This is a genomic window from Aeromonas sp. QDB03, from assembly GCF_027707985.1.
GTDB classification, from domain to species: domain Bacteria; phylum Pseudomonadota; class Gammaproteobacteria; order Enterobacterales; family Aeromonadaceae; genus Aeromonas; species Aeromonas hydrophila.
This window is the reverse complement of sequence record NZ_JAPCJG010000006.1, coordinates 221,803-243,883: the sequence shown is the minus strand read 5'-3', so window position 1 is coordinate 243,883 and position 22,081 is coordinate 221,803. Positions and strand designations below refer to the sequence as shown.

General features: G+C 55.4%; 23 protein-coding genes. 16 read left to right on the top strand and 7 right to left on the bottom strand.

Translation table 11 applies throughout. From position 1 onward, the window contains the following. Positions 1–19: 19 nt before the first annotated feature. Both PG900_RS16480 and mpl read right to left on the bottom strand, forming a co-directional pair. Complete coding sequence (locus PG900_RS16480) at positions 20–631, bottom strand: flavin prenyltransferase UbiX (RefSeq protein ID WP_270831854.1); 612 nt, start codon at positions 629–631, stop codon at positions 20–22. Next, positions 628–1,998: a UDP-N-acetylmuramate:L-alanyl-gamma-D-glutamyl-meso-diaminopimelate ligase gene (mpl, locus tag PG900_RS16475; protein ID WP_270831852.1), complete on the bottom strand. Its 1,371-nt coding sequence runs from the start codon at positions 1,996–1,998 to the stop codon at positions 628–630. The genes PG900_RS16480 and mpl overlap by 4 nt, the downstream gene beginning before the upstream one ends. 178 nt (positions 1,999–2,176) lie before the next feature. Here mpl and ppa point away from each other — a divergent pair, with 178 nt between their 5' ends. Further along, positions 2,177–2,707: an inorganic diphosphatase gene (ppa, locus tag PG900_RS16470; protein WP_011707292.1), complete on the top strand. Its 531-nt coding sequence runs from the start codon at positions 2,177–2,179 to the stop codon at positions 2,705–2,707. A 25-nt stretch (positions 2,708–2,732) separates the two neighbouring features. Here ppa and PG900_RS16465 read toward each other — a convergent pair whose 3' ends face one another. Next, complete coding sequence (locus tag PG900_RS16465) at positions 2,733–3,095, bottom strand: hypothetical protein (RefSeq protein WP_161785149.1); 363 nt, start codon at positions 3,093–3,095, stop codon at positions 2,733–2,735. 124 nt (positions 3,096–3,219) lie between these two features. On the opposite strand from PG900_RS16465, the gene PG900_RS16460 reads away from it, so the two are divergent. From PG900_RS16460 to PG900_RS16390, 15 genes are all read left to right on the top strand, one after another. Next, a complete protein-coding gene (locus PG900_RS16460) occupies positions 3,220–4,098 on the top strand; it encodes a hypothetical protein (RefSeq protein ID WP_270831851.1) in 879 nt (292 codons plus the stop codon). A 252-nt stretch (positions 4,099–4,350) separates the two neighbouring features. Further along, positions 4,351–4,893 (top strand): YtfJ family protein, encoded by a 543-nt coding sequence (locus PG900_RS16455; RefSeq protein ID WP_139750118.1) that lies wholly within the window; start codon positions 4,351–4,353, stop codon positions 4,891–4,893. A gap of 44 nt (positions 4,894–4,937) precedes the next feature. Further along, the gene (locus PG900_RS16450) at positions 4,938–5,228 is read left to right on the top strand and encodes a hypothetical protein (protein ID WP_270831850.1); all 291 of its coding nucleotides are present in this window, start codon (positions 4,938–4,940) and stop codon (positions 5,226–5,228) included. A 35-nt stretch (positions 5,229–5,263) separates the two neighbouring features. Beyond that, positions 5,264–5,860, top strand: coding sequence for a DUF2796 domain-containing protein (locus PG900_RS16445; protein ID WP_270831849.1), 597 nt, complete (start codon positions 5,264–5,266; stop codon positions 5,858–5,860). Positions 5,861–5,864: 4 nt separating this feature from the next. Then, positions 5,865–6,554 (top strand): ABC transporter ATP-binding protein, encoded by a 690-nt coding sequence (locus tag PG900_RS16440; RefSeq protein WP_270831847.1) that lies wholly within the window; start codon positions 5,865–5,867, stop codon positions 6,552–6,554. Positions 6,555–6,630: 76 nt separating this feature from the next. Beyond that, positions 6,631–7,878, top strand: coding sequence for an ABC transporter permease (locus tag PG900_RS16435; RefSeq protein ID WP_011707300.1), 1,248 nt, complete (start codon positions 6,631–6,633; stop codon positions 7,876–7,878). Between the two features lie 30 nt (positions 7,879–7,908). Then, complete coding sequence (locus tag PG900_RS16430; RefSeq protein WP_270831846.1) at positions 7,909–8,388, top strand: DUF3299 domain-containing protein; 480 nt, start codon at positions 7,909–7,911, stop codon at positions 8,386–8,388. Positions 8,389–8,527: 139 nt separating this feature from the next. Then, positions 8,528–9,394 (top strand): TIGR03899 family protein, encoded by an 867-nt coding sequence (locus PG900_RS16425; protein ID WP_270831844.1) that lies wholly within the window; start codon positions 8,528–8,530, stop codon positions 9,392–9,394. Between the two features lie 997 nt (positions 9,395–10,391). After that, complete coding sequence (locus PG900_RS16420; RefSeq protein ID WP_270798023.1) at positions 10,392–11,039, top strand: glutathione S-transferase family protein; 648 nt, start codon at positions 10,392–10,394, stop codon at positions 11,037–11,039. A gap of 134 nt (positions 11,040–11,173) precedes the next feature. Next, positions 11,174–11,521 (top strand): hypothetical protein, encoded by a 348-nt coding sequence (locus tag PG900_RS16415; RefSeq protein ID WP_270798022.1) that lies wholly within the window; start codon positions 11,174–11,176, stop codon positions 11,519–11,521. 54 nt (positions 11,522–11,575) lie between these two features. After that, positions 11,576–12,589, top strand: a complete 1,014-nt coding sequence (locus PG900_RS16410) for an alpha/beta hydrolase family protein (protein ID WP_270831842.1) — start codon at positions 11,576–11,578, stop codon at positions 12,587–12,589. A 147-nt stretch (positions 12,590–12,736) separates the two neighbouring features. Continuing rightward, the gene (locus PG900_RS16405; RefSeq protein ID WP_270831841.1) at positions 12,737–13,162 is read left to right on the top strand and encodes a nuclear transport factor 2 family protein; all 426 of its coding nucleotides are present in this window, start codon (positions 12,737–12,739) and stop codon (positions 13,160–13,162) included. 25 nt (positions 13,163–13,187) lie between these two features. After that, positions 13,188–13,805, top strand: coding sequence for a nucleotidyltransferase domain-containing protein (locus tag PG900_RS16400; RefSeq protein WP_270831840.1), 618 nt, complete (start codon positions 13,188–13,190; stop codon positions 13,803–13,805). An 803-nt stretch (positions 13,806–14,608) separates the two neighbouring features. Next, positions 14,609–15,712, top strand: a complete 1,104-nt coding sequence (locus PG900_RS16395; RefSeq protein ID WP_270831839.1) for a hypothetical protein — start codon at positions 14,609–14,611, stop codon at positions 15,710–15,712. A gap of 131 nt (positions 15,713–15,843) precedes the next feature. Continuing rightward, positions 15,844–16,983 carry a phospholipase D family protein gene (locus PG900_RS16390; RefSeq protein ID WP_270831838.1) on the top strand — a complete coding sequence of 380 codons (1,140 nt, stop codon included), beginning with the start codon at positions 15,844–15,846 and terminating at the stop codon, positions 16,981–16,983. A gap of 239 nt (positions 16,984–17,222) precedes the next feature. Here PG900_RS16390 and cysC read toward each other — a convergent pair whose 3' ends face one another. The 4 genes from cysC to cysD form a co-directional block, all read right to left on the bottom strand. After that, positions 17,223–17,816, bottom strand: coding sequence for an adenylyl-sulfate kinase (gene cysC, locus PG900_RS16385; RefSeq protein ID WP_270831837.1), 594 nt, complete (start codon positions 17,814–17,816; stop codon positions 17,223–17,225). 148 nt (positions 17,817–17,964) lie between these two features. Then, the gene (locus PG900_RS16380) at positions 17,965–19,689 is read right to left on the bottom strand and encodes an SLC13 family permease (protein ID WP_270831835.1); all 1,725 of its coding nucleotides are present in this window, start codon (positions 19,687–19,689) and stop codon (positions 17,965–17,967) included. A 4-nt stretch (positions 19,690–19,693) separates the two neighbouring features. Then, complete coding sequence (cysN, locus tag PG900_RS16375) at positions 19,694–21,121, bottom strand: sulfate adenylyltransferase subunit CysN (RefSeq protein WP_011707308.1); 1,428 nt, start codon at positions 21,119–21,121, stop codon at positions 19,694–19,696. A gap of 24 nt (positions 21,122–21,145) precedes the next feature. Beyond that, positions 21,146–22,054: a sulfate adenylyltransferase subunit CysD gene (gene cysD / locus PG900_RS16370; protein ID WP_039214485.1), complete on the bottom strand. Its 909-nt coding sequence runs from the start codon at positions 22,052–22,054 to the stop codon at positions 21,146–21,148. Positions 22,055–22,081 lie beyond the last annotated feature (27 nt).

The following is a 22,081-nucleotide window of genomic DNA, read 5'->3' as shown; positions in this document are numbered from 1 at the left end:
TTGTCCGCAATCTCCCATCTCACCCTTTGGCGTAGCCCCAGCGGCGGGTCAGATCGTGCTCGATCCCCAGATGGTCGAGGATCCTCGCCACCATGAAGTCCACCAGATCCGCGATGCTCTTTGGCTCATGATAGAAGCCCGGCGCCGCCGGCATGATGGTCACCCCGAGCCGTGCCAGTTTCAGCATGTTCTCCAGGTGGATCGCCGAGAAGGGGCTCTCGCGAGGTACCAGAATGAGCTGGCCGCGCTCCTTGATCACCACGTCCGCCGCCCGCTCCAGCAGATTGTCGGAAGTGCCGTTGGCAATGGCCGAGACGGTGCCCATGGAGCAGGGACAGACCACCATCTGCCTGGGCGCTGCCGAACCGGAGGCGACCGGCGAGAACCACTCCTCCTTGCCACAGGCCACTATCTGCCCCTCGCGGGCGCCATATTGACGGCAGAGATAGGCAGAGAGCTCTTTGGGCGAACTGGGCCACTCCTGCTGCTGCTCGGTCTTGAGCACCACACGAGCCGCCGAGGAGGCGAGCAGGTAGACCCGATAATCCGCCTGCACCAGGCATTCCAGCAGGCGCAGGGCATAAGGGGCGCCGGAGGCGCCGGTCAGCGCCAGGGTGATCGCTTTGTTCATAGCTGGCCGTGATAGTCCTTGAGGCGGGCGATCAGCTTGTCATGAATGCCGCCGAAGCCACCGTTGCTCATGATCAGAATATGGTCGCCATCGCGGCACTCGGCCACCAGCCGGTTGATCAGAGTCTCCAGATCGTTGAACACCTTGGCCGGTCGGGTCATGTGGGTGGTCACCTCGCCAAGATCCCAGCCGATGTTGGGCGGCTGGAAGAAGAACACCTCGTCGGCGCCGTCGAAGCAGCCGGCCAGCTCTTCCTTGTGCACTCCCAGCTTCATGGTGTTGGAGCGGGGTTCCAGCACCGCCAGGATACGGGCCTTGCCCACCTTGGCGCGCAGGCCGCCGAGGGTGGTCTCGATGGCGGTGGGGTGGTGGGCGAAGTCGTCATAGACGCTGATGCCGGCCACTTCCCCTTTCAGCTCCATCCGCCGCTTGGGGGACTTGAACTGGCAGAGGGCCGCAATGCCGTGCTCCACCATCACGCCGGCATGGCGGGCGGCGGCAATGGCCATCAGGCCGTTGTTGACGTTGTGCTCGCCGATGCACTCCCAGTGCACTTCGCCCTGCTTCGCGCCGTCCAGCCACACCTCGAAGGCGGAGCCGTCGTCGGCCAGCTTGACCGCCTTCCACTGGGCGTCGTCCTGACCCACCAGCTCCACTTCGCTCCAGCAGCCCATCTTGCGCACGGCGGCGAGATTCTCGTCACCCTTGGGGAAGAGCACCCGGCCGTTGCTCGGCACGGTGCGCATCAGGTGGTGGAACTGGCGCTGGATGGCGGCCAGATCCGGGAAGATATCCGCGTGGTCGAACTCCAGGTTGTTCATCACCAGGGTTCGCGGGTGGTAGTGGACGAACTTGGAGCGCTTGTCGAAGAAGGCGCAGTCATACTCGTCCGCCTCGATGACGAAGAAGGGGGCGGCGCCGAGACGGGCGGAGACCGGGAAGTTGCCGGGCACGCCGCCGATGAGAAAGCCGGGCTCCAGCTTGGCGTATTCGAGGACCCAGGCCAGCATGCTGGCGGTGGTGGTCTTGCCGTGGGTACCGGCAACGGCCAGCACCCAGCGATCCTGCAGCACGTGCTCCAGCAGCCACTGGGGGCCGGAGATGTAGGGCAGATTGCGGTCCAGCACATACTCCACACAGGGGTTGCCGCGGCTCATGGCATTGCCGACCACCACCAGATCCGGCGCCGGATCGAGCTGGGAAGGGTCATAGCCTTCGGTCAGTTCGATGCCCTGTTGCTCGAGCTGAGTACTCATGGGGGGATAGACGTTGGCATCCGAACCGGTCACCCGGTAACCAAGCTGTTTTGCCAACACCGCCAGACCACCCATGAAGGTGCCGCAGATCCCGAGGATGTGAATGTGCATACCGCTGCCTTTTCCAGTAAAGGGAGTGCGCATTCTAGCAAGGTGACGGCAATTTGGCAGACCCAAGCTGTGCGGTATCCACCAACTCTGTCGCAGTGGCCCTGAAATATGGTCATTTGACGCGACATCGCTATAATATCGGCCTGCAAACTTGACTCCAACACTCAAAGGAAACGTCATGAGCCTGAACCTGGTCCCGGCTGGCAAGAGCCTGCCCGACGACATCTACGTCATCATCGAAATCCCGCAGAATGCCGACCCGATCAAATACGAAGTCGACAAGGACAGCGGTGCCATCTTCGTCGATCGCTTCATGTCTACCCCGATGTTCTACCCGTGCAACTACGGTTACGTGAACGCCACCCTGTCTCTGGATGGTGATCCGGTCGACGTGCTGGTGCCGACTCCCTACCCGCTGCTGGCCGGCTCCGTCATTCGCTGCCGCCCGGTTGGCGTGCTGAAGATGACCGACGAATCTGGTGAAGATGCCAAGATCGTGGCCGTTCCGCACTCCAAGCTGACCAAACAGTACGATCACATCAAGGATGTGAACGATCTGCCCGAGCTGCTGCGCGCCCAGATCCAGCACTTCTTCGAGCGCTACAAAGAGCTGGAAGCAGGCAAGTGGGTCAAGGTTGAAGGCTGGGGCGACAAGGCCGCTGCCGAAGCCGAGATCATCAGCTCTGCCGAGCGTTACGCTGCCAAGTAAGCGTATCTCTCGTGAAAAAGGCGCCTCAGGGCGCCTTTTTTATGGGCTGTTGCGGGCGCTGACCCGGCGTCACATCGGCAGGATCCCCCTGGATATAGATGTCGCGCCCATCCTGTCGATAGGACCGATAGTAATCTCCTCCGCACCGATAGCTGCCATCCTGCTCGCTCATCAGCTCGCAGTTCACCGGCAGCACCTCCAGCCACTTGATGGCCTGCTGAAAACGCAACCACTCCTGCCACTCATGTTCCCGCGCCAGCTTGTCCCGCAGGGCAAAAGTATCCGCGCTGGACATCCCCTGATTGACGATGACCGGCCCCGCCGCAGCCGGCAAGGTGGCCAACAGCAGCAACAACGGTGTGATTCGCTTCATGACGGTTTCCTGCATGACTTATTTCCAGAATTAAATTAAAAGCCCGATCAATCTGTTATCAAAATCACAAATGCCAGACTCATCCAAAATCGGCCAGCTCACCTAGTTGTTTATTATCACCCCGAGCAGGATGCACATCATGAAACTGGCACAAGGTCTGTTGTTGAGTCTAGTGTTCGCGTCCATGGCCGGGGCCAACGAGGTCACCCTGAGCTGGCAGTGGCAATCGGCCGACGGCCAGCAGAAGCATCTGCTACTGAACACGGATGAGCGGGTCATCTCCGCCAGCCGCCACGAGATGAGCCTGCTCGATGCCTCCCTCAACTATCCGCTGGAGACCCTCTACTCCTACATCAGCCCGCGGCTCTACAACAGCATCAACCTGATCAATCAGACCAGCCCCGAGACCGCCACCAAGTTTCGCAATCTGGAGCAGGCCTTCACCCTGCACGACGACAGCATGGAGTCGACCCTGTTCTGGCAGGCCTACCAGCAATATCAGGACGATGCCTTCTATCAGATGCGGGTGGTGCCCTGCGTGCATCCCGCCAATCGCAAGCTGCCCTGCGTGCGTCCCAACTATTCGCAGCTGTTCTACCAGTTCAAGGGCGACCTGAGGCCCTTGGCAAAACAGTTCCTGGCCAAGGATCTGGCCACCAGCGTCGGCCTGCTGCAGGAGTGGCTGAGCGGCATTCCTACCCCACCCGAGCAGATGGACCACTTCGCACCGCCGCTGCAAGCCTTGCAGAACAACAAGGCTGACAGCGACGAGAAGGCGCTGCTGATGGCCAGCCTGCTGGCTGAGCTGGCCCCCCAGTACATGCTCAGCATCATCTACCCGAACATCAGCATCGGCAGCGTCTCGCCGGCCTGGCTTGCCATTACCGCCGACAGCGGCCTGAAAGGGGATACCGTGGTGATCGGCAATCAGCGCCACGTGCTGCTGACCGGCTCGCCCCTGCTGGCCCAACAGATGACCATGGCCAAGATCCCGCTGGTAAGCGAACCGCTCTACTGAGCCCTCCCCCTCCAGTCTGGCTGCAGGCCGCAGTCAGACTCCTCAAACCAGTTGATAAGCAATTGATTTTTATCGACTGCGTGCCATTCTAGCCGCCTTTGCCAGCCAGATCTCGCGCTGGCGGGCAGGCAAGCGGGCCAATCACACGTTTATTTAACACTTCTTAAACAGATCCGATCAGTTTAGGATGAGTACTGCCCCATTCCCTCAATGCAAAAATTGTTATAACATAACAAAAGGAGTGTCATCAGGATGAAACATCTCGTACTTACTCTGGCGCTGCTGCCAACCTTGGCCCTGGCTCACAACATCAAGGAGTCGACCCAGGTACCACTGGTCAACATCAGCGACAAGGGTGAACTGGTTCTGAAAGAAAAAGAGATCAGCTATCAGCCCTGGCAAAGCAAGGTGCTGGCCGGCAAGGTCTTTCTGATCCAGCACATCGCCGGTCGTTCCAGCGCCAAGGAGCTCAACGCCCCCATGATCGAAGCGATCAAGGCGGCCAAGCTGCCCCACGACAAGTACCAGACCGTCACCATCATCAACAGCAATGACGCCATCTGGGGCACCTCCGGTTTTGTGAAGAGCAGTGCCGAGGACAGCAAGAAGGAATTCCCCTGGTCCGCCATGGTGCTGGATGCCAAGGGCATGGCCCGCAACGCCTGGGATCTGGCGCCGGAAAGCTCGGCCATCATCCTGCTGGACAAAGAGGGCAAGGTGCTGTTTGCCAAAGATGGCCAGCTCGATGCCAACAATATCGCTACCGTGATGGGGCTCATCAAGTCCCATCTCTAAGTCAGAGAGAAGGGGCGCTGATGGCGCCCCTTTGATAGGGGTCTATGGGTCGTACCAAGCTGAAAATCTGGTTGCTGCTGCTGGGCTGGTTGTGGTTGCAACCGGTGCTGGCACAACATCCGCTGGAAGCCGACCTGCCCGGCCACAACCACGCCTGCGTCCTCTGCGCCCTGCATCTGGATGGCAAGCTGGCACTCACCCCAACCCTGGTCATCCCGTCTTCACAAGTGGTCATCGGCAAGCTCGTTGATGCCACCTTGCCCAAACCTCATGCCACCCCGTCAGGCCAGTGCCGCATTCGTGCGCCGCCATCGCTTCATCGCCTATCTAACTAAATCCATTTTTCAATAAATTTTTCAAAGGATTAACGATGAAAGCAGTCACCCTGTTACTGGCGGCCGCCGCATTTGGCGTGCAGGCAAACCACGATGAACACGACAGTCACGGCCACGGCGCCCACGAGCACGGCCACGGTCACCTCAACCTGGTGCTCGATGGCAACCAGCTGATGATCGAGCTGCAGGCCCCCGCCGCCGATCTGGTGGGCTTCGAGCACGCCGCCAAGAGCGACGAGGAAAAGGCGCAATACGCCAAGGCCATGGCTCAACTCAAGCAACCCGACGCCCTGTTTCGCTTCGACTCGGCCGCTGGCTGCAAGCTGACCCAGCAGGAGCTGCAGGCCGCCAAGGAAGATCACGACCACGATCATGACCATGACCATGACCATGACCATGACCACCAGAAGTCTGACGGCAAGCACGACGAACACCATCACGACGACGCCGGTCACGCCGACATGGGCGCCATGTACACCTACACCTGCGCTACCCCGGCCAAGCTGACCGGGCTGGAGGCCACCCTGTTCAGCGTCTATCCGAGCCTGGAGAAGCTGAGCGTGCAGGGCATCCTGCCCAGCGGCCAGACTGCAGCCGAGCTGACCCCCTCCGCCAACAAACTGAGCTGGTAACGCCATGAAAAACGCCGTGGTTGAGATCCGCGATCTGGCCTTTGCCTGGCCGGGTCACGAGGTTGTACTCGATCTGCCCGCCCTCACCATCAGCGAGGAGGAACGGGTGTTCATCAAGGGACCGTCGGGCTCCGGCAAGTCGACCCTGCTCGGCCTGCTGGCCGGGATCCAGACCGCCAACCACGGCACCCTGGAGGTGCTGGGCCAGCCGCTGGCCCGGCTCTCTGGCCGTGCCCGCGACCACTTCCGGGCGGCCAATCTGGGTTACATCTTCCAGCAGTTCAATCTGCTGCCGTTTTTATCCGTGCAGGACAATGTCACCAGTGCCCTCACCTTCTCCCCCGAGAAGCGGGCCCGGCTGCAGGGCAGCCCGGCCGCCGAGGCACGCCGCCTGCTGCGGGAATTGCAACTGCCCGAGGAGGCGCTGCACAGGCCCGTCCATGCCCTCAGCATCGGCCAGCAGCAACGGGTGGCCGCCGCCCGCGCGCTGATTGGCTCACCGCCGCTGGTGATCGCCGACGAGCCCACCTCGGCCCTCGATACCGACAACCGGGCCGCCTTCATCAAGCTGTTGTTCGAGGAGTGCGACAAGCAGGGCTCGACCCTGGTCTTCGTCAGCCACGACCCCTACCTCGAACCGCTCTTCCCGCGGGTGGAGAACCTGCAACAACTGAACAGGAGGGCATCATGCTGAGCACCGTTCAACACTGCATCTCCCTGATGAATGCCATTCGCACCCACGCGGTACGACCACAAAACCGGAGGGTCACGTGCTAAAACTCGCCCTGCAAAGTCTCTGGGCCCGCCGCCTCACCGCCGGGCTCACCCTGCTGGCCGTCGCCATCAGCGTCACCCTGCTGCTCGGGGTGGAGCGAGTGCGCAACCAGGCGCGCGAAAGCTTCGCCAATACGGTGTCGGGCACGGATCTCATCGTCGGCGCCCGCTCCGGCCAGGTGAATCTGCTGCTCTACTCGGTGTTTCGCATCGGCAATCCCACCAACAACGTGGGCTGGGATGCCTATCAGGCCATCAAGAACCAGCGCGGCATCGCCTGGACCATCCCGCTTTCCCTTGGCGACTCCCACAAGGGGTTTCGCGTGCTCGGCACCAATGGCGACTACTTCACCCACCTGAAGTACGGCCAGCAGCAGGCGCTGGAGCTGCGTGAAGGGCGAGCATTCGACACGCCATTCGAGGCGGTGCTCGGCGCCCAGGTGGCCGAGAAGCTCGGTTATCACCTGGGGCAGTCCATCGTCATCGCCCACGGCGCCGGCAACACTTCATTCAGCCAGCACGACAACCTGCCGTTCAAGGTGGTGGGGATCCTGGCACCGACCGGTACCCCCATCGATCGCACCATCCACGTGCCGCTGGCCGGCATCGAGGCGATCCACCTGGGCTGGGACACCGGCCGTCACAGCAAGAACGTGACCGCCGAGCAGGCGCTGGCCCAGGATCTCACCCCCAAGACCATCACCGCCTTCATGGTGGGGCTCAGCAACCGGATATTGGCGTTCCAGCTGCAGCGCAGCGTCAACACCTACCGGGGCGAGCCGCTGATGGCGATCCTGCCGGGGGCCGCCCTGCAGGAGTTGTGGAGCCTGATGAGCGTGGCGGAAACGGCGCTGTCGGTGATCGCCGGTTTTGTGGTGGTGGCGGGCCTCATCGGCATGCTGACCACCCTGCTGGCCGGCCTCAACGAGCGGCGCCGGGAACTCGCCATCTTGCGATCCCTCGGCGCCGGCCCCGCTCACCTGTTCCTGCTGCTGGCGCTGGAGGCGATGGCCCTCACCACTGCCGGCATCGCGCTCGGGGTGGCGGTGCTCTACCTGGGGCAGGGGCTTGCTACCCCCTGGCTGCTCAGCCACTATGGCCTGCAATTGAGCCTGGGGCTGCCGAGCGCCCACGAGTGGCTGCTGCTGGGGCTGGTCTGGCTGGCCGGCATGGTGATCGGCCTGTTGCCCGCGGCCCGCGCCTATCGCTACAGCCTGAGCGATGGCATGAGCATTCGCGTCTAACCTGACGCCCATAAAAAACGAGAAGGACAGATGATGAAGTGGAAAATTGTGGCGCTGCTGGTCGCCCTGCTGGCGCTGCCGGCCATGGCCGTGGAGTACAAGACCATCGACTGGGATGTGCTCATTCCCGCCGGTGAAAAACTGCTGCCGCCCCCCCAGGTGAGCCACGACGGCAACCTTGCCTCGGTGCCGCAGCCGGTGGGCGGGGTCAACCAGAAGCTGGACAACCAAGAGGTGCGCATCCCGGGCTTCGTGGTGCCGCTGGAGGGGGATGCCAAGAAGATCACCGCCTTCCTGCTGGTGCCCTACTTCGGCGCCTGCATCCATGTGCCGCCTCCGCCCACCAACCAGGTGGTCTACGTGAGCTACCCCAAGGGGGCGCCGGTGGACGACCTGTGGGATGCCATCTGGGTGAAGGGCAAGATGCGCACGGTCAGCTCCAGCCACGAGATGGCCACCGCCTCCTACTCCATGGAGGCGGTCGAGGTGAGCGTCTACGAAGAGCAGTAACCAGGCACACACGGCCTCCCGCGGGAGGCCGTTTTGTTATCCGCGACGACCGGATCCCGACCAGCCCCTGCCTGAGGGATTGCCCGCCATCCCGGTTGGAGTAACATTCAAGGCTAGACCTTGCGATCACGGAGCCAGCATGGCTGACCTGCCCCCGCCCAAGAAAGAGAGTTCCATCCTGAGCAGCCAGGAGCAGACCCTGCGCCTGGCCCGCAGCCGCGGTATCGACGGCATGCTCACCCGCAACAGCGACAGCACCTTCGAGCAGCGCGCCACCTTTCGCAAACTGGCGGATCAGGCCGCCCGCCAGCGCAACCTGGAAGCCATCATGGTGATGGCCTCCCGCCACTGCGAGGAGACGGCCGCCGGCGGCGAGATGGACAGCGACTGGCTGACCCGCTTCCTGCAACTGGCGGAAGACATCAGCATGGTGCCGATGCAGCAGCTGTGGGGCCGCATCTTCGCCATCGAGATCGCCACCCCGGGCCGCTTCTCCATCCGCGCGCTCTCCACCCTCAAGGAGATGACCCAGCGCGAGGCCCAGCTGTTCCAGCGCATCTGCTCCCTCTCCTGCCACTACGTGGGCAGCGACGAGCAGCGGCTGCTGCTGGGGCTGCACAAGGGGGCCAGCCTGCTCAGCCGGGCCCGGGTGACCCGGCTCGGCCTTGGCAAGTACCGCATCCCCTACAACGCCCTGCTGCAGCTGTTCGAACTCGGCCTGCTGCACCGGGGCGAGCTGGAGTCCGGCCCGCTGCCCGCCGACGGGGTAGAGCTGGAGTTCGGCGATCAGCGCTGGCGGCTGCAGCGCAAGCAGGCCAACATCACCCTGCTCTACTACCGGCTGACCCCGGTCGGCAACGAGCTCGCCCAGTTGCTGCAGGAGCCGCCGCTGGAGGAGTACCTGCAGGACCTGAAAACCGTGCTGGTGCAGGGACTGCAGATAGAGACCATGATGCTGACCCCGTCCGCCGGGCCTGAGCCTGCCCCGGCCGACCCAGCCCCCTGATCCCCTGGAGCCCGTCCCCCGGGCTCCGTCGTTTCGCACACCGCCACAGCATCTTGCGAAATAGTGGCCTGCCGTTGCCAAAACAGTTCCTGAAATGCAAATACCGTCAGCTCTGACACCTCATGCCACAGGCTGCCCCAGGTCAATGCCGTGACAAGAAGCGTGTGACAAGCTCACCGAGGATCTGGCCCGCCCCTTGCTATCGTCTATTTGCAGGCAGGCAATGAGCGGCAATGGTCAACCAAGCTCCCCCGCTCGCCCGCCGGATCCAGTCACCGGACGGTGCCTGCCAGCTGGACTTGCAGAACGTGCGCTAACAACAAAAAAGATGGGCCCGCCGTCGTCACCGACAGCGGGCTCATTTATCTCGGGTGGGGCATGCAGAGTTGACCGAATGGAAACGCCCATACCATCACAGACCCAGCCTTGATGCCCTCGCCCTAGTATCTGTGCTGCGCCTCGCTCAACAGCGTGACAGCCCCGCAGTTCATTCCCCCGCCCAAATGTGCAGCGAGCACTGAGCAAACAAGGTCGCGGAGGTCCTTACATCGCCCGACCACCGCCCCATGGCCGCTCAATTTATTGATCTTGCCCGAGAAATCACCCACTCCCCCTTCCCTAAAAGGCTCCGTTCGGTAACATGGCCAGCAGATCCCCTCTTGTCGGAGTCAGCCATGTACCAGACCAGAGCCACACCACAGGGAAAGGAGCAGCAGACTGGAGGCTGAAATTCAGGGGCGGTAGCCTTGCCTATGATTTCCACGGCCGACTCTCTTACTGTTTCTTTATTCGGTGGTAATTGAGGTGCTAAAAGAGGACGTAAAGTGAAGGCATTAAGCCTCAAAGATGTAAGGTTAAGCTATTTATTCAAAACATCATTTTCATTCTTGGCATTAAGGCCGGGTAGTATTATATGTAAGGCGGTTATAACGTGTTAGTACCGTCTTACATCTCACCACCATTATGAGCATTTATATTTCACGGACAGGAACCAATTTTGTTAAAACTTTACTATTATCCGAACAATGCGAGTTTAGCTCCCCATTTTTTACTTCATCATGTGCAAGCAGATTATGAGTTGTTGTTAGTCGATAAAAAGTCTAATGCTCAGAAATTAGCTAATTATTTGAAGTTAAATCCAGCAGGTCGTATTCCAACATTGGTCGTTGACGGACAGGCCATTTTCGAAAGCCCTGCAATTTGTATCCACATTTGTGAATTGCATCCTGAATACGAATTAATCCCTCTTATTGGCGATCCGAAAAGGCCATTGTTTTTTCAATGGCTGTCATTCCTAAATAATACACTCCAAGCCGAATTGATGGTTCGCTACTATCCGCATAAACATACAACTGATGAAGTTTCAATACCTTGCGTGATAGCTGCACAGGATGAGCGTATAGCGGAAGCTTTATCTATCATCAATGACCAGCTAGAAAACAATGAGTATTTGTTGGGTGATAAATTTTCAGCATGTGATTACTTTCTATTTATGCTTGCAGGATGGTCCCTGCCAATCAAACGGTCACCAATGACCTTTAATCACTTAGCGCTGTACTTACAGCGTCTCAGCGACAATCCAACGGTAAAAGCAGTTTGTGAGCTTGAAGAAGTAAACCTGACTCCCTTTGAGTCACACTCATAACCAACGCCTCAAGAGGAACTGTCAACGCGTGACGATTCCAACCATGACCACAGCGGCTATCGTTGTTGCTACTGCGTTTAGCTGTCGTGCGTTACCGGCCCCTTGGTGCGCATTAAAAATCACAAGGACGTGTCATGATAAAATCATATGTTGGAGCCATATTTTTACTTAGTTCAAGTGTCTTAGCCAATCCATATAAAAGTGAATGTGTTGATGTTTCGATTCAAGTACAAGAAGGTAAAGAAACTTTTCAACTAACCTGTCAACCCAAGCTCACCATAGGGGAATTGCCAAAAAACTGGGTCGATGTTTGCAATGATATTGGCAAGAAGATTTTGGATTTAGCTGTCGAAAGTGGAGTAAAAGTAGAACCCGTTGATAAAGCATTTGGTTTGGCTGGTGATTTTGTTCAAAAGGCGTCTAGTGACTTACCAGAAAATGTTATCCCCACAAAAATTATCAGCCGAGAGTTTGGTGGTTGATGGCTTATAACAAGGTGCCGTTGTCGACCCCAGCCAGGCTGGGGTGATTTACCAATGAATAAAGGCTTCAGCAGCCATTGGGAAGCCTATCTTTTCTCATCACCCTTAGGGGATACAATGCAAATCCGGGTAGTGTCTTTTATTTTGCTCTTGTTGACATTCACTAGTAATGCTGAAGATATCACCACTCGCACTGCCAGCAGGGGGGATGGCTCGCCTATCTCCTATTATTTGGTCCAATATCCCCATGATACAGACACCTTGCTTTTGATTCTGCAAGGCTCTGATTGCAACAGCGTGCTTAACATAGACTCGATACTTTCCGACTATAAAAATGTTTGGCCAGAAGCTGACCTGTTGCTAATCGAAAAATACGGCATCAATCGCAAATTGAAATACAGTACCGACCCGGCACGCAAGGATTGCCCTACTCAGTACCTTGAAAAGGACAGCCCTGCGCAGCGGGTAGCAGATATCAAACTTGTGCTCGATATCGTTCAAAAGGATGGGCAATACAAGAAAATTATCCTCCTGGGTGGCAGTGAAGGGGCCGTTATCGCCAACCTGGTGACAACAGAAGTTGACTATATCGATGCAACTATTTCCTTTAATGGTGGTGGCCGCTGGTTTATCGATGACGTCTCATACAGCATCGCTGCAGAGCATAAAAATATCGAAGCGGCGAGAAAAGAGATCGACGGTTTTAAAGGATTTGCCGAGCATGTTCTTAACAGCAAACCATTTGAACTTGACGTAAGCAGGCATGGCTATCATTGGTGGCAGAAGATGCTCTCCATCGATCAGCTTGATACCCTTAAAAAAGTAAAGTCTCCTTTGCTGATCATTCAGGGTGGAATAGATACCTCGGTATCACCACAGAAAACAGATGAAATGATGCAGCACCTTAAAGATCTCGGAAAAAGCAATATCGAGTATCGGCGTTACGAAGATCTCGATCATGGATTGAAAAACAGTGACGGACAAAGTCAGCGCAAAGAGGTCGTCAGCGATATGAATTTATGGTTACAGTCCAAGCTAGGCGACCCGAAGAAGTTCAATCCCCACTGATTTAGACTTGCAGGCGATGCATTGTTTTAACGCTTTTTATAACGACGACCAGGATGGAGTGGATTCATAAAGTGGCATCACTCACCAGTGAGCTCCCTCCTTCCAATCACAGTTATTCTGAAGCCCAATATAGACATAGGAATGGTGATGGAACAGGAAAGTCTAGTCGAGATAGCGATTGAGTATTTCAAGAAAGTAGATGCAGGTGACCCCAGTTATCTTGATCTTTTCTCGGATAATGTTGATTTTTTCTTCCCCAAATTTGGTCAGGCTAAAGGAAAGGATGCGTTGGTTGAGTTTGGCAATAGAATTGGTAGCTCGCTCACCAGCATCTGGCACGACATAGATGGCTTTAAGATAACGACTGCTGGCAACACCGTGATTGTTGAGGGACAAGAAGGGGGAGTAATGAGTGATGGTACCTCTTGGCCGGACAATAATATCTCCATGGGTCGTTTTTGTAGTGTATTCGAATTTGCAGGCAAGCAGATAAGCCGCATGTACGTGTATGTCGACCCTGACTTTCCGAGTAGAGATGCGGCAAGGATTGCTGTGTTGTCAGGGACAAATTGACAGGTGTTATATGCCTAGAGTAGAAATGGAAAAGATTCTAGATTTGGCTATGGAAGATCTCAAAGGAAAATACGCACCTCATACAGTCATTCTTTATGGTTCTTATGCCCGCAATGAGGCAACCGAAACCAGTGATATCGACATAGCCTGTTTTTGCGATAACCCGAACGAACAAAGGGATGCAAGGTTATTTCACGACATTTATCTTGATGTATGGATTTACTCAACCGATTATCTAAGCTCAATTCCCGAAGAGGCCCTTCGCTTCGGGGACGGAAAAGTCATTTATGATACGCAAGGTTTAGGAAGCAGCTACCTGGATCGCGTTAAACAGAAGCTCGCAGATGGCAAACCGGCAACATCGGAAATGGATAAGTCACACCTTCAACAGTGGGTGATGAAAATGTTGGAGCGTGTGCATGATAAAGACATAGATAGCCATTATCGTCGTACCTGGCTTCAACATGACCTTCTAGAGATATATTTTGACATTCGCGACTTATGGTATCTAGGATCGAAGAAAAGTTTCCATTATTTACAGCAGCATGACCAGCCCACTTTCAATCTATTCGAAAAAATGTATAAAGAACCGTTAAATATTGATCTGTTGGTAGCCTTGGCCAAGCAGGTTGCTCGTATATAGCAATGTCCGAGAGCAATACATAGCGCGTAAGATTTTCACTATGAGTTTTTAAACTCGATTACCGCCGGCTGGTGAGCCAGATTAAGAAATCACCCTCTGCCTCACCACAAAGTACCGCTTGCAAACGCCGTACCGGTGCGCCAAGCCAGATAACCACCACACACAAGCAACCTCTGCAGAAAAAACTTATGGGCCAGCAGGCCCATAGGTTTTTTAATGCCCAGCAACAAGATGGCGACACTCCCGCTTTCACCGTCCGATTTCCCTCTGCTCTGATGGCCGCCGCTGTTGAACGGCCATATCGCCGTCCGTTAATGATTAATTTGTTGACCTTGCTCAGAAAACCGCCCGCTTGTACTTCTCACCCCAGCCCCGTTCGGTAACATAGCCGCTTGGCAACCTCTCGCAGGGGTCAGCCATGAGCCAAACCAGTGCCAAAACGCAGGTAACAAGCAGCAGACTGGAGGCTGAAATTCAGGGGCGGTAGCGTGGTTTTTGCAGATTGGCGCAGAGCGTAGTGAAGCCCAACAAACGATCATTATTACGCCAACCTGAGCGAGATATACATGGGTTGGGTCTAACGGTAAAACAAATGTGCAGATACTTTCGCGGTAAACGTTAGGCTTCACTGCTTTCAGCACCAACTACGATTTTTAGCCCAACATACGAGATAAATATAATTAAAAAGTCAGCAACATAAATTGTGGAAAAGGAAAAGGCACAACAAAGCGTGGCATCGGGCAAGTCAGTGAATTCAGTATTTAAATTCCCCTCAGCGTCAGTAGATATTTAGAGGACTATAAATGAGTCACAGTATAATTTCAGATAACTGGTCATTACAAAATATTGGTGAGTTACTAACCGGTGGTATTGACGAAAATAAATCACATTACATAGTAATAAATAAAGACAAGGACCACTATTCTTACGAAGATAGCTTGAGTGCCATCATTAATACTGAGGCACTGTTTGACTTTCTAACCGATATAATTTTGCGTGATCAAATTTTAGTTGAAGAGAAATTTATTCATGCATGGAACCATAAAAACAATCCATTTCAAGATGCGGTTTCTCAAGGAGTCATACGTCCATATCCTTTTTTAGTTGATTACAAGAAACTTCAAGGGTCACGGGACGAATTTATTAATCGTTTGATTCTAACATCAGATTTAAAGAGAGATCATGAAGAGAATAGAATAGGTTTTCGTCAACATAGACATACTCCTCATGGGTATTTATCTCAAACTCTATGGGGTGGTGCTGGTATGTTAGCTAGAGGTTTTGTCTATGAAAAAGGATATACACCACATCCGGTTAGAAAACGCTTTTTTACTGATGCTGGAATAATGATGTCAAACGAAGACTCCGTGTTAAAGTTAAATCACCTAGTTTCAGAGAAAAGAGCTTCTATAGCGTCATTACATAGTTCAGGTAGTGAGCTATATGCATTAAATGTAAACATGCTTCCTTTACCTATCAGAGTTATACAAGAGTCAAATTCTGCGAATGATATTATTAAGGTTGCACTTCAATTAAGAAGTGAGTACCAAGAGCTAAGAGATTGGTTAAATTGCTATCAACAAGCCTTAAGTGATGGTAGTTACAAAGACATGATTAAATTTTCAAAAATACTTAAATCTATCTCTTTATATGTTGACTCAACAATAGGTTCCGTAGACTCCAATGCCCCTACATTCACGGCTGGCATTGGTGTACTAAAGGTAGCGATAAAAGGTCAACCACTTAACACACTCGCAAACCAATTTGGTATTCGATCCATGGTTAATAAGTTAATTCTTAGTCGCAGTGGTACATCAGACCTGAGGAAATATTTGGGTTTCTTTGACCATAAAAATACAGTTGTAGGTATGAAGATTGTTGAGCACTTTTCACAAAAAAACGCTTAACAAATATCTCAACAGGGACTATTCAACGCGTCGCGTTTCTAGCCCTATTAACCGGTGGTTACGTTGTTGAGTTTTAGCCTAGTTTCAATGCATTGTACCCCTTAGCAGAAGGTTACATTTATAGAGGTATCATGGAAATAATTACAAATTCAATTTTTGGGGATGCGCAATTCTCAAGAACAATCACTGACTACAGTGAGTGGTGTGAAGAAGCTAAAATTGTAACTGCATTTTTTACTGATGACTCACTTATCAGAATTATGAACAACAACAGTAAAATTGTAACTTTAGTTGTTTCGCTTAGACCACCGACTTCCTATGATGCACTTTTAAGAGTTAGCGCACTTAAAAATGTAGATGTTCGTTTCTTAGGCAAAGAACTACATTCAAAAATCTATGCGTTTAAAAGGGGGACTGAATTCAAATGTTCTATTGGGTCTTCCAATCTCACATTTGGTGGTCTTTATGACAATATCGAAACCAATGTTATTATTAAAAACACAGATGCTGAAAAATGTTATATTCATATGGATAGAATTATTAATCAAAGTTATCCTTTGACAGCTAGTATCCTAGATGAATATAAGTCTATTTATCAGTCATTTAAAGAGCCTGAATTTAATTCAGTTAAACCACCAAAAATTTCAACAGATAATGACTATAATAAGTTGTGGTTAGCCATTGATATGATTTCCGTTCTTGTATCAGATGAATTATCTGAATACTTCCCAGACATCCCAAAATACCTTGTAATTGATCATTTTTGGCACTTCATCGTTAAAGTCAACGAAAATGAACACGAGACAATATCCAAAAACATGAGGAAAACATCTCATGAAAAGTATTTGATTGGGTTGTTTAAGCGCTTTGTTGATTGGGATTCAGGTAATGGTGAACCAACCAAAGCAATTTTTCGACGCGCTATGAGATTTCGAGATCTCTTATTAGTGAAGAAAAACTTGAGTGACTCAGACATTCTAACAATATTTAAAACTCTTCATTCCACACACAGTCGGTCGCAACGATTTGCACATGATATTAAATTCCTTAATGAAAATCCAAGAGATAAAATAATAAAATCCATGCGACACCTTGTAGATGAAAATGTTGAGCTGGATAAGAGAACTGAAGACTTATCAAACACACCATATAGTCTGAAACACTTTGGCACTTCTGCAATACGAGAGTTTAATGGTTGGTGTTACCCAGAAAAATACCCAATTAGAAATGAAAAAGCAGATAAAGCTTTGGAAATATTAGGTTACTGGTAAATAAATATAAAAATAATTCCCAACGTTTGGCGTTTTTCATTCCATCGTTGGGTTTCGTGTTTACGATGGTATGGTTCAGGTTCGGTTATCATGTTGTTCGCACCTTAATGCGGCGTCAGTCAGATGAAACCTCGCCTCTTGAACATCATATTTAACCGCAGGCACTAAGAGAAACCTCTAGACTGAATAAACAAGGAGTGGCAAACGCCTCCTTGTTTATTCAGTCTAGACAAGCAACCTCAATCGATTAACCCCCGCTGCCTTAACGCAGTCAGCAACTCATCCACCAAGACCGCCACCGGCTTGCCGGCGTTCAGCAGATGTATCTCCGGCTGCTCCGGCGCCTCATAGGCCGAATCGATACCGGTAAAATTCGTGAGCTCCCCCGCCCTAGCCTTTTTGTAGAGCCCCTTGGGGTCGCGCTCTTCACAGACGGCGAGCGGCGCATCGACAAACACCTCGACAAACTCCCCTTCACCCACGAGATTGCGCACCAGCTCCCGCTCGGCACGGAACGGCGAGATAAAGGCGGTGAGGACGATCAGGCCCGCATCCACCATGAGTTTTGCCACCTCGCCGACCCGGCGGATATTCTCCTGACGGGCGGCATCATCAAAGCCCAAATCGCCGCAGAGGCCGTGGCGCACATTGTCCCCATCCAGCAGATAGGTGTGCTTGCCCGAGGCCGCCAGCGCCTGCTCCAGTGCCCCCGCCAGGGTGGACTTGCCCGCCCCCGACAGGCCGGTGAACCAGATCACCAGCGGCTTCTGCCCCTTCTGCTCGGCCCGGCTCTGTTTGTCGACGGCATGGGCATGCCACACGATATTGCTCATCCAAAACTCCTTGCTTGGCGCTCGCGCCTCAATGCTGAAACGGTCTGGCTCACGGGAGCTCAGCCTCTGGCCACTCGCCACTGACGGGGGCCATGGTCGTCGTGTATTTATATTCCCGGCAAGGCACCAGGCCCCCAGTTGCGCCGCCTTAAAACGGAAACAGCAGGGGCACCATGACGATCACCCCGAGGCTGTAGGCCAGGGAGACCGGCAGGGCTAATTTAAGGTAATCCGGCATCTTGTAGTTGCCCGCCGCATAGACCATCAGGTTGGTCTGGTAGCCGTAGGGCAGGATAAAGCTGGAGCTGGCCCCGAACAGCACCGCCAGAATGAACGGCATGGTGGAGACATCCATGCTGAGCGCCAGCTGATAACCCATGGGGAAGGCCAGCGCCGCGGCGGCGTTGTTGCTCATCAGCTCGGTCAGCACCAGGGTAAACAGGTAGATGCCGATAAAGGCGATCAAGGGGCTGGCGCCGTTGAACTCCCCCATCAGCCAGTCGGCGATGACCCGGGCCAGCCCGCTTTTTTCCAGCTGATCGGCGATGGCGAGCGCCCCGCCCACCACCAGCCAGATATCCAGCGGAAAACGGCGGCGGATCTCGTCCAAGGTCAGGATGCGGGAAAAGAGCAGCACCACCAGCATCACCAGCAGCCCCTTGAACAGCGGCACCAGATCAAACACCGACAGCGCCAGCACCCCGAGAAAACCGCCCACCACGGCGGCGCTGCGCGTGGCATCGAGCCGGGTAGAGGCCTCCAGCCCGCTCACCACCACGAACTCGCGGGAGAGGGACTTGTTGCCCGCAAACTTGGGGCCGGGCGCCAGCAGCAAGGTGTCCCCTGCGTGCAGTTCAATCTGGCCGAGGCCGCCGGTGAGCTGGGTCTCGCCCCGGCGCACCGCCAGCACCACCGCATCGAAGTGGGTGCGAAACTCCGCATCCTTGATGGTCTGACCCACCAGCCGCGAGCTGTGGCTGACGATCACCTCCACCAGGTGCTGGCCGTTGAGCCGGTGCTGGCCGTAGAGATCCAGCCCCTTGAGCTCCTGCAGCACGCCGACGCTCTCCACATCGCCGCAAAACAGCAGCATGTCCCCCTCGTGTAACTCGTGTTCCGGCTGCACCGGGCAGATCACCTGGTTGCCACGGATGATCTCGGCGAGATAGAGGCTTTTCAAACTGCGCAGGCCGTTCTCTTTGACGCTGCGCCCGGCCATGGGGGAGCCGGGGCCCACCTTGGCCTCGAGAAAGTAGCCGGATTCGCGGCTCATCTCGGTGTCCTGCTCCGGCAGGTGGCGGGCAAACAGCAGCACGGCGACCAGGCCGGTCAGCAGAGTCCCCACCCCCACCATAAAGAAGTCGAACATGCCGAGCGGCTTGACCCCCATCTTGATAAGGAAGCTGTTGACGATGAGGTTGGTGGAGGTGCCGATCAGGGTCAGCACGCCGCCAAAGGTCGCCGCGAAGCACATGGGCAGTAGCAGCCGGGACGGCGCATGGTTGGGATTGCGTTTGACCGCACCCAGCATGGAGGCCACCACGGCGGTGTTGTTGACGAAGGCCGACAGGAAGGCGGTGGAGAACCACACCTTCACCAGCACCTTGTTGAACGAGCCGGTGCCCACCAGGTTGGCGAACCAGCTCATGACCCGGGTCTTCTCCACCGCCAAGGAAACCAGCAGCAACAGCACCAGAGTCAGCAGGGCGCTGTTGGTGTAGCCCGCCACCACGGCGTTGATGTCCGCCAGGCCGCTCAGGTAGGTGATGAGCACGGCGCCCGAGAAGAGCAGCGCCGGCCGGAGTTTGCCCTGGATCAGCAGGGCGACGAGGGCAGCCAGCAGACCCAGCACCAGGGATTGTTGCCAGGTCATGGGCTTATTCCTTGCTTGCGTCGTTGCTGATGGTCAGCGCCTGCCAGTGGGGGAAGTGCTTGCGCACCAGGGCGTTGAGCTCCACTTCGAACTCGCTGTAGTGCCCAGTTGCCACTTTAGCGGCCAAACCCTCCACTATCATGCCGGCGCCGACGGTAACGTTGGTCAGCCGGTCGATCAGGATGAAGCTGCCGGTATCGCGGATCTCCTGATACGGGTCGAACGCCACCGGGTCGGTCAGGCTCAGCTCGCACAGGCCTATTTCGTTGAGCTTGAGTTCGCTCGCATCCAGCTCATCGAGCTTGTTGATCTCGATGCGGTGACGGATGGCCTCCACCTGACCTCGGCTCTTCTTGGTGGCCAGCTTGACGTCGTAGACCCGGCCCGGTTGCAGAGACTCTTCCCCCATCCAGACGATGTGGGCCAGCAGGTTCTGGGTCACCAGCGGCTTTCTGGCGGCATCCACCAGCAGGTCGCCACGGCTGATGTCGATTTCATCGGCGAAGGTGACCGTGATGGCCTGACCCGGCAGGGCGTAGTCGAGATCGCCGTCGAAGGTGACGATGCGGGTCACCGTGCTCTCTTTGCCGGACGGCAGCACCGCCAGCTTGTCGCCGACCCGCAGGATGCCGGAGGCCAGGGTGCCCGCGAAGCCGCGAAAATCGAGGTTGGGGCGGTTCACGTACTGCACCGGCAGGCGCACCGGGTGACGCTCCAGCTCGCGCTCCACTTCGGCAGACTCCAGCAATGAGAGCAGGGTCTCGCCCTGGTACCAGGCCAGCTTGTCGCTTGGGTTGACCACGTTGTCACCGTCCAGTGCCGAGACCGGCACGATGTGGATGGTGTCGACGCTGAGCTTCTTGGCAAACTCGCGATATTCGGCACTGATGCGCTCGAACACCTCCTGGCTGAACTCCACCAGATCCATCTTGTTGACCGCCACCACGAACTGCTTGATACCAAGGAGGCTCGCGATAAAGCTGTGGCGGCGGGTCTGATCCAGCACCCCCTTGCGGGCGTCGATCAGGATAATGGCCAGATCGCAGGTGGAGGCGCCGGTGGCCATGTTGCGGGTGTACTGCTCGTGGCCCGGGGTATCCGAGATGATAAATTTGCGCTTGGCGGTGGAGAAATAGCGGTAGGCCACGTCGATGGTGATGCCCTGCTCGCGCTCCGCCTGCAGGCCATCGACCAACAGCGCCAGATCCAGCTTCTCGCCGGTGGTGCCGAGTTTCTGGCTGTCGGACTCCAGCGCTTTGAGCTGATCTTCATAGATCTGCTGGGAGTCGTGCAGCAGGCGGCCGATGAGGGTGCTCTTGCCGTCGTCCACGCTGCCGCAGGTGAGAAAGCGCAGCAGGCTCTTGTGTTGCTGGGCGTGCAGGTAGGCTTCAATGCCCTGTTCGCTGATGGCGGTCTGAATGTGGTTGTTCATGTTGCGATTCCTTAGAACATTTTTTTAGAAATAGCCCTGACGCTTCTTCTGCTCCATGGAGCCGGCCTGATCGTGGTCGATGAGCCGCCCTTGCCGCTCGCTCGAGGTGGTGAGCAGCATCTCTTCGATGATCTCCGGCAGGGTGGTGGCAGCGGATTCGATGGCACCGGTCAGCGGGTAGCAGCCGAGGGTGCGGAAGCGCACCAGCTCCTGCTTCACTTCGTCTTCCGGGCCGATGGGCATGCGCTCGTCATCCACCATGATCTTGATGCCGTTGCGCTCCACCACAGGGCGATGGGCAGCAAAGTAGAGCGGCACTATGTCGATGTTCTCGAGGTAGATGTATTGCCAGATGTCGAGCTCGGTCCAGTTGGAGAGCGGGAACACCCGGATGCTCTCCCCCTTGTTGACCTGGCTGTTGTAGACGCGCCACAGCTCGGGGCGCTGGTTCTTCGGATCCCAGCGATGGGACTTGTCGCGGAAGGAGTAGACCCGCTCCTTGGCACGGGATTTCTCTTCGTCCCGGCGCGCGCCCCCGAAGGCGGCGTCGAAGCCGTATTTGTTGAGCGCCTGCTTGAGCCCCTCGGTCTTCATGATGTCGGTGTGCTTGCCGCTGCCGTGCACGAAGGGGTTGATGCCCATGGCGAGGCCGTCCGGGTTCTTGTGGACGATGAGATCCAGCCCGTACTTCTTGGCGGTCTCATCGCGAAACTTGATCATCTCCTTGAACTTCCAGTCGGTGTCGACGTGCAGCAAGGGGAACGGGATCTTGCCCGGATAGAAGGCCTTGCGAGCCAGGTGCAGCATGACGGAGGAGTCCTTGCCGATGGAGTACATCATCACCGGGTTTTCAAATTCGGCAGCCACCTCGCGGATGATGTGGATGCTCTCGGCTTCCAGCTGCTGCAAGTGGGTCAGTCTTTCACGGTCCATGTCTGGGTCCTCGGTTCATTGCTAACG